This window comes from Candidatus Pantoea multigeneris, assembly GCF_011752615.1.
Classification (GTDB): Bacteria; Pseudomonadota; Gammaproteobacteria; order Enterobacterales; family Enterobacteriaceae; genus Pantoea; species Pantoea multigeneris.
In genome coordinates, this window is record NZ_VWXF01000007.1 from 68,669 (window position 1) to 84,076 (window position 15,408).

The following is a 15,408-nucleotide window of genomic DNA, read 5'->3' on the forward strand; positions in this document are numbered from 1 at the left end:
GGTCAAACAATCAGATTGGTTGTACATCCTGGCGCAAGACACGGTGCCCATGTTCCAGCAGCGCATCAGTTACCCGACGCATTAAACGGCTCTCCGGCGCAAAGCGGTGCCAGTAAAGCATCCGGCGTTGCAGCAAACCCGGGGTTAAATCAATCAGTTCACCGCTGGCCAGTTCACGCTCAATCTGTAGGTGCGGAATCATACAGCAGGTTGAACTCTGGCGAGCCATCTGCACGAAGGCTTCCGAAGAGTTCACGATATGGCAGGGCACGCTGCCCGGCGACAGATCGAAATTCTGCTGTAAAAATGCCTGATGCATATCATCCAGATGGTCAAAGGCCACCACCGGGGCTTTCAACAGCGCCGCACGGGTGACGCCATTCGGGAAATAGCGCTCTGCAAACGCCGGCGAGGCGACAAACAGGTAATCCAGTGCGCCGAGCTGATCGACCAGGCAGCTTGGCAGCGGCTGTGGCTGAATACTCACCGCACCGACCACTTCACCGCGACGCAGGCGCTCCTGGGTACGGGTTTCATCTTCTACCTGCAAATTCAGGCGCACCGGGGAATCCGCCAGCACTTCTTTCAGTGCCGGGAGCAACCAGGTGGCGAGACTGTCGGCGTTGACCGCCAGAGACAGCAGCAGCGGCGTGGTGCCGCCATTCTCATCACCTAACCACTCCTCTTCAAGTAACTCTACTTGATGCAACAGCGCTAACAGCTTCTGGCCCTGTTCTGTGGGGCGGGGCGGCACGGTGCGTACCAGTAACGGCTGACCAAACAGGTTTTCCAGTTGCTTGATACGCTGCGATACCGCCGATTGGGTAATACATAACTTTTGCGCAGCACGTTCAAAGCCGCGTTCACGAATCACAGCATCCAGCGCCTGAAGCGTTCGATAATCCGGGCGTTTCATTATTCTGTTTCTCCTTCAGGGTGGACAACACTCGACCACAAAACGGCGAGGTTCAGTTTTGTGGGCTGGCTTCCAAAGCCGCGAAACGACACCTAAGGTTCGCGCAATTTTATTCATCCATGCTTTATACTACGCCCACTTCGTTGTCGCACAGGTTTTAAACATACCATGACCCAGGATGAACTGAAAAAAGCGGTAGGTTGGGCAGCACTGCAATATGTGCAACCCGGCACCATTGTTGGCGTTGGCACCGGCTCTACAGCGGCCCATTTTATTGACGCCCTTGCTACCATCAAGCACCAGATTGAGGGCGCGGTTTCCAGCTCGGAAGCCTCGACGGAAAAGCTGAAAAGCCTCGGTATCCCGGTGTTTGATCTCAATGAAGTTGATGCTTTGTCGGTGTATGTCGATGGCGCGGATGAGATTAACCCGCAGATGCAGATGATCAAAGGCGGCGGTGCAGCATTAACGCGGGAAAAAATTGTTGCCGCCGTGGCAAAAACCTTTATCTGCATCGCGGATGCTTCGAAAGAAGTGGATGTGCTGGGTAAATTCCCGCTGCCGGTAGAAGTCATTCCGATGGCACGTTCGTATGTTGCGCGTGAGTTGGTCAAACTCGGTGGCTTGCCGGAGTATCGTCAAAACGTTGTGACAGACAACGGCAACCTGATTCTGGATGTTCACAATCTCAGCATCACCGATCCCTCTGCGCTGGAAAGGGCGATTAATGCGCTGCCAGGCGTTGTGACCGTAGGGCTGTTTGCCGCTCGTGGCGCGGATATCGCCCTGATTGGCACGGCTGATGGGGTTAAAACCATCAAGAAATGATCTGGTAACGTCACTCAGGGGCAGCGTTCTTTTTAGCGATAAAAAATGTTTTCTTATTCTGGGCAAATTCGGTGCGATATGTCACAAAATCTCCCAGGAAAGCGCTTTAATATCCTAAATCCATCGAAGGCACCTGATTTTGTACCGTGATCTGCTGTTCCTGACCTGCCCCGTGCTGTGGGGCAGGCAATCGTTTGTATTGCTGCAAACGTATTTTTTGTTATTTTGACAGAAGGCTGACTTATATCAGCTCTCGTTGAATTCAGAAACAGGGTCGGGAAATGGCAAAAGTAACACTTGAGAAAGACAAGATTAAGTTCCTGCTGGTGGAAGGTGTCCATCAGAGCGCACTAGAAAGTCTCCGTGCGGCGGGCTATACCAACATCGAATTCCACAAAGGCGCATTGGATTCCGAAGCGCTGAAAGCATCGATCAAAGATGCACACTTCATCGGCATCCGTTCCCGTACCCATCTGACTGAAGAGATCTTCGCGGCAGCGGAAAAGCTGGTTGCAGTGGGCTGTTTCTGCATCGGCACCAACCAGGTTGACCTGGAAGCCGCTGCTAAGCGCGGTATTCCGGTCTTCAACGCACCGTACTCTAACACCCGTTCTGTTGCGGAGCTGGTGATTGGTGAACTGCTGCTGCTGCTGCGTGGCGTGCCAGAGGCGAGTGCCAAAGCACACCGTGGTATCTGGAACAAAAATGCAAAAGGCTTCTTTGAAGCTCGCGGTAAAAAACTCGGCATCATCGGCTATGGTCACATCGGCGTACAGCTGGGTGTGCTGGCGGAAAGCCTGGGGATGCGCGTCTATTTCTACGACATCGAGAACAAGCTCACCATCGGCAACACCACGCAGGTTAGTTCTCTGTCTGAGCTGCTGAACATCAGTGATGTGGTCAGTTTGCATGTTCCGGAAACCCCAGAAACCCAGGATATGATCGGGGAAGCGGAACTGGCACAGATGAAGCCAGGCGCGCTGCTGATCAACGCCTCACGCGGTACGGTAGTCGATATCGATGCGCTCTGTGCTGCCCTGCGTAGCAAACATCTTGGTGGTGCGGCGATTGACGTCTTCCCGGTTGAACCTGCGACCAACAACGATCCGTTTATCTCTCCGCTGAGCGAGTTTGATAACGTGATTCTGACGCCACACATCGGGGGCTCTACCGAAGAAGCGCAGGAAAATATCGGTCTGGAAGTGGCTGCGAAGCTGAGCAAATACTCCGATAACGGTTCTACGCTGACGGCGGTGAACTTCCCAGAGGCTTCACTGCCACCGCACGGTGCCAGCGCCAGCCGCTTGCTGCATATCCATGAAAACCGTCCAGGCGTATTGACTGCCATCAACCAGATCTTTGCTGAGCAAGGCATCAACATTTCCGCCCAGTATCTGCAAACTTCACCGGTGATGGGTTACGTGGTTATCGATATCGATGCTGAACAGAGCGTCGCGGATAACGCACTGCAACTGCTGAAGGCGATTCCGGGCACCATTCGCGCCCGTATGCTGTACTAATATCAGAGAGCGAGGCTTAAAGCCTCGCTCTTTATTTCTGGCTTATTTCACGCACTTCGCGCACTGATTCAGACGAATATTCTCAAAGAAGTCTTCCCCTTTATCATCCACCAGAATAAACGCCGGGAAGTTATCCACTTCAATCTTCCACACGGCTTCCATCCCCAGTTCGGCGTACTCCACGCACTCAAGATGACGAATACTCTGTTGTGCCAGCACGGCTGCCGGGCCACCGATGCTGCCCAGATAGAAGCCCCCGTGTTTGTGGCAAGCTTCTGTTACCTGGCGGCTGCGGTTGCCTTTAGCCAGCATCACCATACTGCCGCCGTGTGCCTGGAACAGATCAACGTAGGAATCCATGCGTCCTGCGGTGGTCGGGCCTAAAGAGCCAGAGGCGTAGCCTTCCGGTGTTTTGGCGGGACCCGCGTAGTACACCGGGTGATCTTTCATGTACTGCGGCAGACCGTCACCGTTATCAATACGCTCTTTCAGCTTCGCGTGGGCAATATCGCGCGCCACAATAATGGTGCCGCTCAGCGACAGGCGCGTAGAGACCGGGTATTGCGACAGCTGTGCCAGAATATCGGACATTGGGCGGTTGAGATCGACCTGAACCACTTCACCTTCGCCCTGCTGGCGCAATTCGGCAGGAATATACTGGCCTGGGTTCTGCTCCAGTTTCTCAATCCAGATCCCTTCGCGGTTGATCTTGGCTTTGATGTTACGGTCGGCAGAGCAGGAAACGCCCATACCCACTGGGCAAGAGGCACCATGGCGCGGCAGACGCACGACGCGAATATCATGGGCGAAATACTTACCGCCAAACTGAGCACCCAGACCAATGTTCTGTGCTTCCAGCAGCAGCTCCTGCTCTAACTGCACATCGCGGAAGGCCTGGCCGTGTTCGTTCCCTTCCGTCGGCAGCCCATCGTAGTAGTGGGTAGAGGCCAGCTTAACGGTTTTTAAGGTGCTCTCAGCCGAGGTGCCGCCAATGACAAAGGCGATATGGTAAGGCGGGCAGGCCGCCGTCCCCAGTGAGCGCATTTTCTCTGTCAGGTACTCTTTCAGGCGGCCAGGGGTGAGCAGCGCTTTGGTCTCCTGGTAGAGATAGGTTTTGTTCGCCGAACCGCCACCCTTGGCAATGCACAGGAACTTATACTCGTCACCATCTACGCTGTAGAGATCGATCTGCGCGGGCAGGTTGGTGCCGGTGTTGACCTCTTTGTACATATCCAACGCGGCATTCTGCGAATAACGCAGGTTGTCTTCAATAAAGGTGTCATAGACGCCGCGTGACAGTGCCGCTTCATCTCCGCCGCCCGTCCAGACGCGTTGGCCTTTTTTGCCCATGATGATGGCAGTCCCGGTGTCCTGGCAGGTTGGCAGAATACCTTTGGTGGCAATCTCGGAGTTACGTAAGAACTGAAGGGCAACGTAGCGATCGTTTTCGCTGGCTTCAGGATCGTCAAGAATCGCCGCTACCTGGCGCTGATGCGCGGGACGAAGCATAAATGACGCATCGTGAAAGGCCTGCTTTGCCAGCATCGTCAGCGCCTGTGGCTCTACTTTCAGCACTTCTTCGCCTGCGAATTCTGCGACAGAAACATGATCGCGACTCAGCAGATAATATTCAGTTTCATCCTCGGTAAGAGGGAAGGGATTCTGGTAATAAAACGGTTTATTCGACATTTTTTTACTCACTGAATGAGAGGTTGCGCCACGGGCGGCAACATCGCTGACGACATTATTGTTTTTTGCCCCCTGCAAGAGGGGGCGGAGGGCTATGTTACTCTACTGTTAAGCTTTAGGGGTGTTATTTCCACACAAAGATTAGAACATCATCACCATCCACGGGTAGGCAATCAGCATCAGCGCGCCGAGGAAAATGGCCCCGAAAATGGTCCCTAAGCGCCAGTAGTCTGCGGTGGGCAAGTATCCACTGCCGTAGTAAATTGGGCTGGGGCCGGTGCCATACGGTGTGATAATGCCCATTACGCCGAGTGAGGTGCACATCATCAGACAGAAGACCGGCATATTGATGCCGGGAATAGAGGCGGCGATGGTCAGCATGGCAGGCAGCAGTGCGGTGGTGTGCGCGGTGGTGCTGGCAAACAGATAGTGCAGCAGATAGAACGCCACCAGGAGCACCACAGCTGAGACCTGCGGATCATAGCCGTGTAACAGCAGCGCACCCTCTTTGCCTAACCAGGCAATAAAGCCCACCCGCGCAAGACCATCCGCCAGCGCCACCAGCGTGGCAAACCAGGCAAAGGTATTCCACGCTGCCTTGTTGTTAGTGATATCACTCCAGTTCAAAACGCCGGTCCACAGCATCAGCACGATCACCAGCAGGGCGGCCATGGCGGGCTCAATCCAACTGGTGGCGAAAATCCACATCAGTAGCGCGCAGATCACAAACACCAGCAGCAGAATCTCATTGCGTGAAAGCTTGCCCAGTTTTTCCAGCTCACTGGTGGCCCAGCGCGGTACCTCGTCGTTAATTTTGACCTCCGGCGGATAGAACCAGTAAGCCAGCAGCGGCATGGTCAGAATCAGCAGCACCCCTAAAGGCAGGAAGGCGAGGAACCACATACCCCATGAAATATCGAAGCCAATCACGCTCTTCACCAAGGCTAACGCCAGTAGATTGGGGGCCAGGGCAGAGAGGAACATAGAACTGGTGATACAGGCCGCGGTGATCGCCACCCACATCAGATAGGAACCAATTCGACGTGAGCTCGGATCGTTGGGCTTTGAGCCATAAAGCGGTGGGAGATTGGCGATAATGGGATAAATGGTGCCACCGCTGCGTGCCGTATTAGAGGGGGTAAAGGGGGCTAGCAGCAGGTCGGCAAAAGTAATCGCGTAGCCTAGTGTCAGGCTGCGGCGGCCAAGATATTTCACCAGAATCAACGCCAGTCGGCGGCCAAACTGGGTTTTATCGTAGCCCGCAGCAAACATAAAGGCACCGAAAATCAGCCATACCGTCGAGTTACCAAAGCCACTGACCGCCCACTTAAAGGCCTGACCGGCGGGTTTGAACTTTGGATCAGCCAGTTCAGCCGGGCTAAACAGCAGCCACTGGCTGAACAGGGCTATCACGACGACACCGGTCAGACCGATGACGGCGCCTGGTAGCGGTTCGAAAATGAGGCCGATGATGACCCCGACGAAAATGGCGAAGAAGTGCCAGGCATGAGGCTCCAGGCCCGCAGGAACCGGCACCAACAGCAGTAAAACAGCAACCAGAACGGGCAGGAACAACATGATGAGGCGTTTCTTTTTACCCGATGCCGCAGGCGGAGCGGGTTCACGAACAGGCGTTATATTTGTCATGGCAGTATTCTGAAAGTGAGTGAAATAGCATTCGTTCGACGTTGACCCTTTAATTAAAAAGCTTTGCAATAAACGGTCATGTCACCCAAAAATGAATGATAAAAAAATAACTGGAGCTAATGACAATATGATGCGACTTAATGCGTGATTAATGTTGATCTGGATCAACAAACCCCCTCGCTGCACTCTCTTTCTACATCGAGTAGGCGTAAAGTAACTCACAGATAAAACAAGAGATTTCCCAATGCATTGAAAATAAAGGTGATTCGTTATTGTTTTTTTAAGATGTTGAAATGAAAGGATAATTGTTAATGTTGCAATAAGGTTAAGCCTAAGAAGTAGCATTTAACCATTATCTGATTAACTAATAGCATTTTTGGAAAAGATTGCCAGTTTGCCACTATAATTATTCCGAGCGATAAACACCGCTTCTGCACGCCTACAGGTTTTCATCTTTATTTGTTCTCATCGGAACACTCCTTGCCGGGAGCGTTTGCCGGTGGCATTAATCCAGGTTGTTAAATTTTGGAGTTTTGATAATGAATAAACGCACCCCGATTCTGAATCCGCTGACGTTGCCGAATGGTGCTGTACTGAAAAATCGCTTGTTAATGGCACCTATGACAACCTGCACCGGATTTTATGATGGCACAGTGACCAGTGAACTGGTGGATTACTACCGCTCAAGGGCGGGCAGTATTGGTACAGTGATTGTCGAGTGCTGCTTTATCGATCCCAAAGGACCGGCTTTCCCTGGTGCGATTGCTATCGATAGCGATAACAAAATCTCTGGCCTTGCGAAAATCGCCAGTGCCATAAAGTCCCAGGGCTCAAAAGCCATTTTGCAAATCTATCATGGCGGACGCATGGTAGAGCCTGAGCTGATTGGCGGGCGCACGCCGGTAGCACCCAGCGCAATTGCGGCTCCAAGAGCCGGTGCGACGACGCCACAGGCGTTAACCGCCGAAGAAGTGGATGTGATGATCACCAAATTTGGTGATGCCGTGAACCGTGCCATCAAAGCCGGATTTGATGGCGTAGAGATCCACGGCGCGAATACTTACCTGATCCAGCAATTCTATTCCCCCAATTCTAACCAGCGCGACGATAAGTGGGGCGGAAGCCGCGACAATCGCGCGCGCTTCCCTCTGGCGGTGCTTGAAATCACTCACAAGATGGCAAGGCGCTTTGCCGATCCGACCTTCATTATTGGCTATCGCTTCTCGCCAGAAGAGCTTGAAGTGCCCGGCATTCGCTTTGATGACACCCTGTACCTGCTGGAGAAACTTGCCGAGCAAGGGCTGGATTATGTGCACTTTTCCGTTGGTTCGCTGCTGCGTCCCTCCATTGTCGATACCCAGGACCCCACGCCACTGATTGAAAAATACCGCGCGCAGTGTTCGCCGCTCCTGGGGAAAATCCCGGTGATTGGCGTGGGGGGCGTGGTGAATAAGCAGGATGCGGAGCTGGCGTTGGAGAAAGGCTATGACCTGGTGGCAGTGGGTAAAGCCTGTATTGCCTATCCCAACTGGGCCGATCGCATCATCCACAATGAGCAGCTGGAACTGTACATCGACAGCACGCAGCGTGAGGCGCTGCATATTCCAGAACCGCTGTGGCGCTTCTCGCTGGTGGACGCGATGATACGTGATGTCAGCACCTCTGGGCGTAAATACAAAGCCGGTGTCTATCAGGAAAAAGTGGAAGCCGAGGCGCTGAAGCTAAAAATCAACGTCACGCTGGATACCGACCGCATCACCGACATTCAGATGGTGCCCGATGACACGCTGGATGTGGACTTCACCACCACGTTTACCAGCTTGCGTAACCGCATGCTCGTGGCAAACAGCCCGCATGTTGATGCGATCACGGGGGCGACAACACAGAGTGAAGCCCTGAAAAAAGCCGTCTCCCGCGCGATGTCGACCTCGAATAAAGCCTGGGTCATCGATGAGGGGGGTAATCCACTGGCACCGCAGCAGTTTGATGTGGTGGTGATTGGCAGCGGTGGCGCGGGGCTTGCGGCAGCCATTGAGGCACACGATCGCGGGGCGCATGTGGTCGTGATTGAAAAAATGCCGACCATCGGCGGAAACACCATTAAAGCCTCGGTGGGAATGAACGCCGCAGAGACGCGCTTTCAGCAGATTAAAGGCATTGTGGATAGCAAAGAGCTGTTCTACGAAGAGACGCTTCGCGGCGGGAAGAACAAGAATAACCCTGAACTGCTTCATCAGTTTGTTGAACGCGCTCCAGCCGCCATTGACTGGCTGGCGAATCATGACATTGTGCTGGAGGACATCACCATAACTGGCGGTATGAGCATTGACCGTACCCACCGGCCAGCGGATCGCTCTGCGGTGGGGGGCTTCCTGATCAGCGGTCTGGTGAAGAATATCAACCAGCGCGACATTGAGGTGCTGCTGGAGACGGCCGTTGAGGAGATTTTGCTGGAGAATGGCGTAGTCAGCGGCGTAAGGGTTGTGGATGAATACAATGATACCCGCATTCTTAACGCGAAAAGTGTGATTGTCGCCACCGGTGGTTTCAGTGCAAACCGGGAAATGGTGGTGAAGTACTGCCCGCAGTTAGACGGTTTTGTTACCACCAACCATAAAGGTGCCACCGGTAGCGGCATAAAAATGCTGGAAAAAATTGGTGCGGGTACGGTGGACATGGGAGAAATCCAGATCCATCCCACGGTAGAACAGACCACCTCTTACCTGATCTCCGAGGCGATTCGCGGTGGCGGGGCCATTCTGGTGAGTCAGGCGGGGCAACGTTTTTATAATGAGATGGAAACGCGCGACAAGGTGTCCGCAGAAATCATCGCGTTACCGGAGAAGAGTGCCTGGATTGTGTTTGATGAACAGGTGAGAAAAAACAACAAAGCAGCAGATGAGTATATCGCCAAAGGTTTTGTTCTCTCGGCACCCACACCGGGTGAGCTGGCAGTGAAACTCAACATGAACCCACTGGCGCTGGAAGCCACGCTGAACCGCTACAACAGCTTCGTGGCGCAGCAGGAAGACGCTGACTTTGGCCGTAAAACCGCACTGCGTCACCCCCTTAATCAGGGGCCATTTTTCGCGATTCGCATTGCCCCTGGCGTCCATCACACCATGGGTGGTGTGACGATCAATACTGACACCGCGGTGCTGGATGAACATCAGCAGGTCATTCCTGGAGCCTGGGCAGCAGGTGAAGTGGTAGGGGGAATTCACGGTGCGAATCGCATTGGCGGGAATGCCGTAGCCGATATCATTATCTTTGGGCTACTAGCGGGCGAAAACGCAGCGGCGCGGGCAAAACAGCATGTATGACCGGGAGCCGTCTCCAGCGAGCTACAGCGCGGTGCTGATGGGATCGCTGATTGTGCTCAAGCTGGCCGAGCACAATGCAACGCTGGCGCAGAGTGTGTTCCGCCTGATCTCCCAGTTGGAACAGGTTTTTACCGTCAATCGGGCGCAATCTGAGGTGATGGCGATCAACCATGCTGCGGGGCAACATCCAGTGGTGGTGAGTGCGCAGGTGTTTAATCTGATTGCGTTGGCAAAGCGAGTCAGTTTGCTGCCTGCTAGCGCGTTCAATCTCGCCATCGGGCCGTTAGTGAAACGCTGGAAAATTGGATTTCAGGGGGATAGCGTTCCCCCTGCGGATGAAATCGCCGCCTTGCTGCTGCTGACCGATCCACACCAGGTGATTCTGGATGTGGATGCGCAAACGGTGTTTCTGTCGCAGCCGGGCATGGAGATCGACCTGGGGGCGATAGCCAAGGGTTACATTGCCGACCGGGTCTGTGATTACCTGCGGCTGCAACAGGTGTCGCAGGCGCTGATCAATCTCGGGGGCAATGTACACACGCTGGGCAGTGCAACGAATGAGACGGGCTGGGCAATTGGGGTGAAAGCCCCGTTTGCCGCCGCAGAGGCGTTAATTGGCTTTCTGACCGTGCGTGACCAGTCGGTGGTGACATCGGGTATCTATGAGCGCTATTTTCTGCAAGATAACCACTGTTATCACCATATTCTCGATCCCAATACCGGTTATCCGCTGGACAATGAACTGCTCAGCGTCACCGTGGTTTCCGATCGGTCTATTGATGGCGATATCTACACCACGTTGCTGTATGGCATGGGTATTACACAAGGTTGTAAATTTTTGGCGGATAAACCCGGCATCAGCGCACTGTTTGTCACGCGAGATCGCCAGGTGATTTTATCTGACGCCGATCAGCTGCACTTCACCCTGCTGGATAACCGCTATCAGCTTGCCTCACCAACTCCATAAGCTGGCTGGCGTAATAATGGCGGGCAATGGCACATCCCACGCGGCGACGGGCAGGGTATCTGTGAGCTGGCAGTCATGTGCCAGGCCCACCGGCAGAAAGCCGTGCTGTTGCCAGTTTTGCAGGGTGCGATCGTAAAATCCACCGCCCATGCCTAAACGTTGTCCCTGACGATCAAAAGCCACCAGCGGCAGCAACATCACATCTAACTGATCCAGCGTGGCCATCTGGGTAATATCCAGCGGCGGCTCAGGAATGCGCAGCTTGTTGAGATGCAGTTCGGTCTCAGGGGTAAACAGAATAAACAGCAAATTACCAGGCGCAAAGGGGTGGAGCACGGGCAGGTAAACCTGTTTTTTTTGCTGCCACAGCTTGGCGATTAACGGACGGGTATTGAGCTCACCATCTACCGAGAGAAACACGGCAATACGGTTTGCCTGGCTAATGGGTGCGAAGTTAAGGGCATGTTCTGCCACCAGATCGGCGGCGGTTTCTTGCTGTTCAGCGCTCAGCGCGCGGCGCAAATGGCGCATATGCTGGCGAATATCCTTACGATCGTGCAAAGAGAGCTGAGACATGATTTTCCGTAATGAGGTCAGTCGCACAATGGCACAACTATAACATGAGAAATACGGAATTAAAGATGGGGTAGGAAGGGGAGATCTCCGAGATGCCGCCGCAGGCTGTAACCCTTGAACCCTTGGTTCAAGGTGAATGTGCCGTCGTAACCATCAGGCTTCTCGGACGGACCGAGCATGCTCACAAGTTACAGAGCGCCACACTCTGTTTTGTTGAAATATCGGCTCAGGGGACTGGCCCGCATGCAAACATCTCAGAGAAAATTTACTTCACCGTCACTCTACCACAGTAACCATGAAGTTTTATTCGAACTTTGTACCCTGGCGATCAGTTATGCGACCTTGCTCAACTAATGCCTGTTCTATCGTCTGCTGCAACATTCGGATACGTTGTTCCATGTTAGCAGCATAATCGCGGGTTTTCACCTTTTCCTGAGCCAGTTCGTGGCAAATATTCAGCGCCGCGATAAACACTAACTGCTCGGTATTGGTGACTCTAGTGCGAACTTTTAAATCTTGCAACCGCTGACTGAGTTCCTCTGCAGCACTGGTGAGTGCTTCCTGCTGCTCAGGAGGACAATTTACTCTCAACGAGCGACCAAAAATCTGAATATCTACTGGTTGTGCAGACATGCCACCTTCCTGACTGAGTACTGCGCCCGCAACGCCCTTACCGTTCAATGGCTTGGGAGGAGGGCAACTATATAGACCCGCGAAATAACTTACAACCCCTTTTCTGGAAACCTTGCGGCACCTGGTGGTAGCATAACACGAACTTATTCTGCCAACGACGATGAATCCTTATGTCTTTACAGAACACCAAACCCGATTACAACGCACTTGCTTCCGTACTCACTCAACAAGGCGTTGGTATGACGCCTGCAGAGATGCATGGCTTAATCAGCGGCATCCTGTGTGGAGGTAACAAAGACAGCAGTTGGAAAACGCTGGTACATGACCTGACCAACGAAGGTCTGGCCTTCCCTCACGCCCTGTCACAGCCGCTGCAAGACCTGCATGCAAATATCGCTAGCACGCTGGAAGAAGACGCTTTTCAGTTTCAGATCCTACTACCGGAAGACAGTGATATCACGGTCTTTGATCGCGCCGATGCGCTAGCGGGCTGGGTCAACCATTTCCTGCTGGGTCTGGGCGTGACGCAACCGAAACTGGATAAAGTCACCGGAGAAACCGGCGAAGCCATTGATGATCTGCGCACCATTGCACAACTCGGCTACGATGAAGATGAAGATCAGGAGGAGCTGGAGCAGTCACTGGAGGAAGTGATTGAGTATGTGCGCGTTGCTGCACTGCTGTGTTATGACACCTTCGCTCAGCAGCAGCCTACGGCACCGGAAGTGCGTAAGCCTACGCTGCATTAATGTCCGGCACCACGGCAGTCAGTTCTCTTAATTTCAACAGGGAGTGCAGAGCATGATTACACTGGAAACCTTCCAGCAACGGCGTCAGGCGCTGTTAGCCAAAATGGCTAGCGGCAGTGCGGCATTGATCTTTGCTGCACCCGAAGTGACCCGCAGCAATGACACGGAATACAACTTTCGGCAAAACAGTGACTTCTGGTATTTCACCGGATTCAATGAGCCGCAAGCGCTGCTGGTGCTGATTAAGAGTGATGAAAACCATAACCATAGCGTGCTGTTTAACCGCGTACGCGATCTCACCGCTGAGATTTGGTTTGGCCGCCGTTTGGGCCAGGATGCTGCACCAGCGCGATTAGGCGTTGATCGCGCTCTGCCGTGGGATGACATTCAAGAGCAACTGTACCAACTGCTCAACGGGCTGGATGTTGTCTATCACGCTCAGGGCCAGTACGCAGAAGCTGACGAGCAGGTGAATGGCGCGTTGGATAAACTGCGGCGCGGCTTCCGTCAGAACCTGAAAGCCCCTGCAACACAAACCGACTGGCGTCCCTGGGTGCATGAAATGCGCCTGTTTAAGGATGCCGAAGAGTTAGAAATTCTGCGCCGCGCAGGAAAAATCAGTGCGCTGGCCCATACGCGAGCGATGGAAAACTGCCGTCCAGGCATGTACGAATATCAGCTTGAGGGGGAAATCCATCATGAGTTCTCCCGTCACGGCGCGCGTTTCCCCTCCTACAACACCATTGTGGGCGCGGGAGAAAATGGCTGCATCCTGCATTACACCGAAAATGAAAGTGAAATGCAGGATGGTGACCTGGTTCTGATTGATGCCGGTTGTGAGTTTCACGGCTATGCCGGGGATATCACCCGCACCTTCCCGGTCAACGGTAAATTTAGCCCCGCACAGCGTGAAATCTATGACATCGTGCTGGCATCGCTGTATAAGGCGCTGGCGATGTATCGTCCTGGCGTAAGCATTCGCGAAGTGAACGACGAAGTTGTCCGCATTATGGTTACCGGGCTGGTAGGGCTGGGCATATTGCAAGGTGATGTGGAAACGCTGATGGCAGAAAACGCCCATCGTCAGTTCTACATGCATGGTCTGGGTCATTGGTTGGGGCTGGATGTGCATGATGTCGGTGACTACGGTACACCAAGCCGTGACCGACTACTGGAGCCCGGAATGGTATTAACCGTGGAGCCCGGCTTGTACATCGCGCCTGATGCGGATGTTCCGGCACAGTATCGCGGTATCGGGATTCGTATTGAAGATGACATCGTGATCACCGAAACGGGCAATGAAAACCTGACCGACAGCGTAGTCAAAGACGCAGACGCAATTGAGGCATTAATGGCAGCGGCAAAACAGGCATGAGTATAATTATTGCGGGCGGCGGAATGACGGGGGCCACGCTGGCTCTGGCGATCTCCCATTTGACCAGTGGAAAACTGCCGGTCACGCTGATTGAGCGTCACCAACCTGAAAGCCGAAGCCATCCTGGTTTTGACAGCCGGGCGATAGCGCTAGCCGCCGGGACTTGCCAGCAGTTGATGAATATCAATCTCTGGTCTGCAATTGCCCCTTACACTACGGCGATTACCGATGTTCACGTCTCGGATCGCGGCCACGCGGGTTTTGTTTCGGTCAAGGCTGAAGAGTATGGCATTCCGGCGTTAGGGCAGGTGGTAGAGCTGTTTGACGTAGGTCAGCAGCTGTTTCATCGTTTAAAGCAGGCTCCAGGAGTCACTTTACGCTGCCCTGACCATGTGGTCTCCAGCCAGCGTACTCAGGACAGCGTAACGGTTCAACTCGCTAGCGGTGAGCAACTCACGGGGCAGTTACTGGTTGCGGCGGATGGCTCACGTTCTACGCTGGCAGCGCAGAGTGGTATCAGCTGGCAGCAGGATGACTATCAGCAAGTGGCTCTGATTGCCAACGTCACGACGCAACAGCCGCATCAGGGGCGAGCGTTTGAACGCTTTACCGCAAACGGCCCGTTGGCCCTGTTGCCGATGAGCAATAACCGTCTTTCGCTGGTATGGTGTCATCCTGTCAGCGCTCACGCTGACATTGCGGCCTGGGATGAAGCGACTTTCTTACACCAGCTGCAACAGGCGTTTGGCTGGCGGCTGGGGCGTTTTGTTGCCACCGGACAGCGTGAAATCTATCCGTTAGCGTTGACCACGGCTTCACAACAGGTTTCACACCGTTTGGCGTTAGTGGGGAATGCGGCACAGACGTTACACCCCATTGCCGGGCAGGGCTTCAACCTCGGCCTGCGTGATGTGATGTCGCTGGCAGAGACGCTGGCAGCGGCCTATCGACAACAGCAGGATCCCGGTAGCTACAGCGTATTGCAACATTACCAACAGCGGCGTGCGGACGATCGCTCAACCACCATTGCGTTAACCGATGGTCTGGTCAGGCTGTTCGCGAACCGCTACACGTCGCTGGTCGTAGGACGTAATCTGGGATTAATGGCGATGGACAACCTTCCGTGGCTGCGAAGTCTCCTCGCTGAGCGTACGCTTGGCTGGGTTAAGCGATAACTAAGAGGCA

12 protein-coding genes and 1 other RNA gene are annotated in these 15,408 nt (G+C 53.8%); 7 read left to right on the plus strand and 6 right to left on the minus strand.

Features of this window, described 5'->3' with window-relative positions:
- Positions 1 to 10 precede the first annotated feature (10 nt).
- Positions 11 to 916: a LysR family transcriptional regulator ArgP gene (locus F3J40_RS16410; RefSeq protein ID WP_017349297.1), complete on the minus strand. Its 906-nt coding sequence runs from the start codon at positions 914 to 916 to the stop codon at positions 11 to 13.
- 168 nt (positions 917 to 1,084) lie between these two features.
- Here F3J40_RS16410 and rpiA point away from each other — a divergent pair, with 168 nt between their 5' ends.
- Together rpiA and serA are read left to right on the plus strand one after the other, a co-directional pair.
- On the plus strand, positions 1,085 to 1,744 hold the full coding sequence (gene rpiA, locus F3J40_RS16415) for a ribose-5-phosphate isomerase RpiA (protein ID WP_017349296.1): 660 nt from the start codon (positions 1,085 to 1,087) through the stop codon (positions 1,742 to 1,744).
- A gap of 281 nt (positions 1,745 to 2,025) precedes the next feature.
- Positions 2,026 to 3,264 carry a phosphoglycerate dehydrogenase gene (gene serA, locus F3J40_RS16420; RefSeq protein ID WP_017349295.1) on the plus strand — a complete coding sequence of 413 codons (1,239 nt, stop codon included), beginning with the start codon at positions 2,026 to 2,028 and terminating at the stop codon, positions 3,262 to 3,264.
- A 42-nt stretch (positions 3,265 to 3,306) separates the two neighbouring features.
- Here the strand turns inward: serA and fumA are convergent, their stop codons facing one another.
- Together fumA and F3J40_RS16430 are read right to left on the minus strand one after the other, a co-directional pair.
- Positions 3,307 to 4,953: a class I fumarate hydratase FumA gene (gene fumA, locus F3J40_RS16425; protein WP_017349294.1), complete on the minus strand. Its 1,647-nt coding sequence runs from the start codon at positions 4,951 to 4,953 to the stop codon at positions 3,307 to 3,309.
- Between the two features lie 141 nt (positions 4,954 to 5,094).
- Positions 5,095 to 6,600: an anion permease gene (locus F3J40_RS16430; protein WP_167016290.1), complete on the minus strand. Its 1,506-nt coding sequence runs from the start codon at positions 6,598 to 6,600 to the stop codon at positions 5,095 to 5,097.
- A gap of 539 nt (positions 6,601 to 7,139) precedes the next feature.
- On the opposite strand from F3J40_RS16430, the gene F3J40_RS16435 reads away from it, so the two are divergent.
- Both F3J40_RS16435 and F3J40_RS16440 read left to right on the plus strand, forming a co-directional pair.
- Positions 7,140 to 9,923 carry a flavocytochrome c gene (locus F3J40_RS16435; protein WP_167016292.1) on the plus strand — a complete coding sequence of 928 codons (2,784 nt, stop codon included), beginning with the start codon at positions 7,140 to 7,142 and terminating at the stop codon, positions 9,921 to 9,923.
- Positions 9,916 to 10,890, plus strand: a complete 975-nt coding sequence (locus tag F3J40_RS16440; RefSeq protein WP_167016294.1) for an FAD:protein FMN transferase — start codon at positions 9,916 to 9,918, stop codon at positions 10,888 to 10,890. Before F3J40_RS16435 ends, F3J40_RS16440 begins: the two co-directional genes overlap by 8 nt.
- Here F3J40_RS16440 and F3J40_RS16445 read toward each other — a convergent pair.
- From F3J40_RS16445 to zapA, 3 genes are all read right to left on the minus strand, one after another.
- Positions 10,876 to 11,466 carry a 5-formyltetrahydrofolate cyclo-ligase gene (locus tag F3J40_RS16445; protein ID WP_167016296.1) on the minus strand — a complete coding sequence of 197 codons (591 nt, stop codon included), beginning with the start codon at positions 11,464 to 11,466 and terminating at the stop codon, positions 10,876 to 10,878. The two genes, F3J40_RS16440 and F3J40_RS16445, sit on opposite strands and share 15 nt — an antisense overlap.
- 80 nt (positions 11,467 to 11,546) lie before the next feature.
- Positions 11,547 to 11,730, minus strand: a non-coding RNA gene (ssrS, locus tag F3J40_RS16450) — 6S RNA.
- Between the two features lie 39 nt (positions 11,731 to 11,769).
- Positions 11,770 to 12,099: a cell division protein ZapA gene (zapA, locus tag F3J40_RS16455; RefSeq protein WP_017349289.1), complete on the minus strand. Its 330-nt coding sequence runs from the start codon at positions 12,097 to 12,099 to the stop codon at positions 11,770 to 11,772.
- Between the two features lie 170 nt (positions 12,100 to 12,269).
- Between zapA and F3J40_RS16460 the strand changes: the two genes are divergently transcribed.
- From F3J40_RS16460 to ubiH, 3 genes are read left to right on the plus strand one after another with little or no spacing between them, the layout of a single operon-like run.
- Positions 12,270 to 12,848 (plus strand): YecA/YgfB family protein, encoded by a 579-nt coding sequence (locus F3J40_RS16460; protein WP_167016298.1) that lies wholly within the window; start codon positions 12,270 to 12,272, stop codon positions 12,846 to 12,848.
- A gap of 52 nt (positions 12,849 to 12,900) precedes the next feature.
- The gene (gene pepP, locus F3J40_RS16465) at positions 12,901 to 14,223 is read left to right on the plus strand and encodes a Xaa-Pro aminopeptidase (protein ID WP_205297401.1); all 1,323 of its coding nucleotides are present in this window, start codon (positions 12,901 to 12,903) and stop codon (positions 14,221 to 14,223) included.
- A complete protein-coding gene (gene ubiH / locus F3J40_RS16470) occupies positions 14,220 to 15,398 on the plus strand; it encodes a 2-octaprenyl-6-methoxyphenyl hydroxylase (protein WP_167016300.1) in 1,179 nt (392 codons plus the stop codon). Before pepP ends, ubiH begins: the two co-directional genes overlap by 4 nt.
- The last annotated feature ends 10 nt before the right edge of the window (positions 15,399 to 15,408 follow it).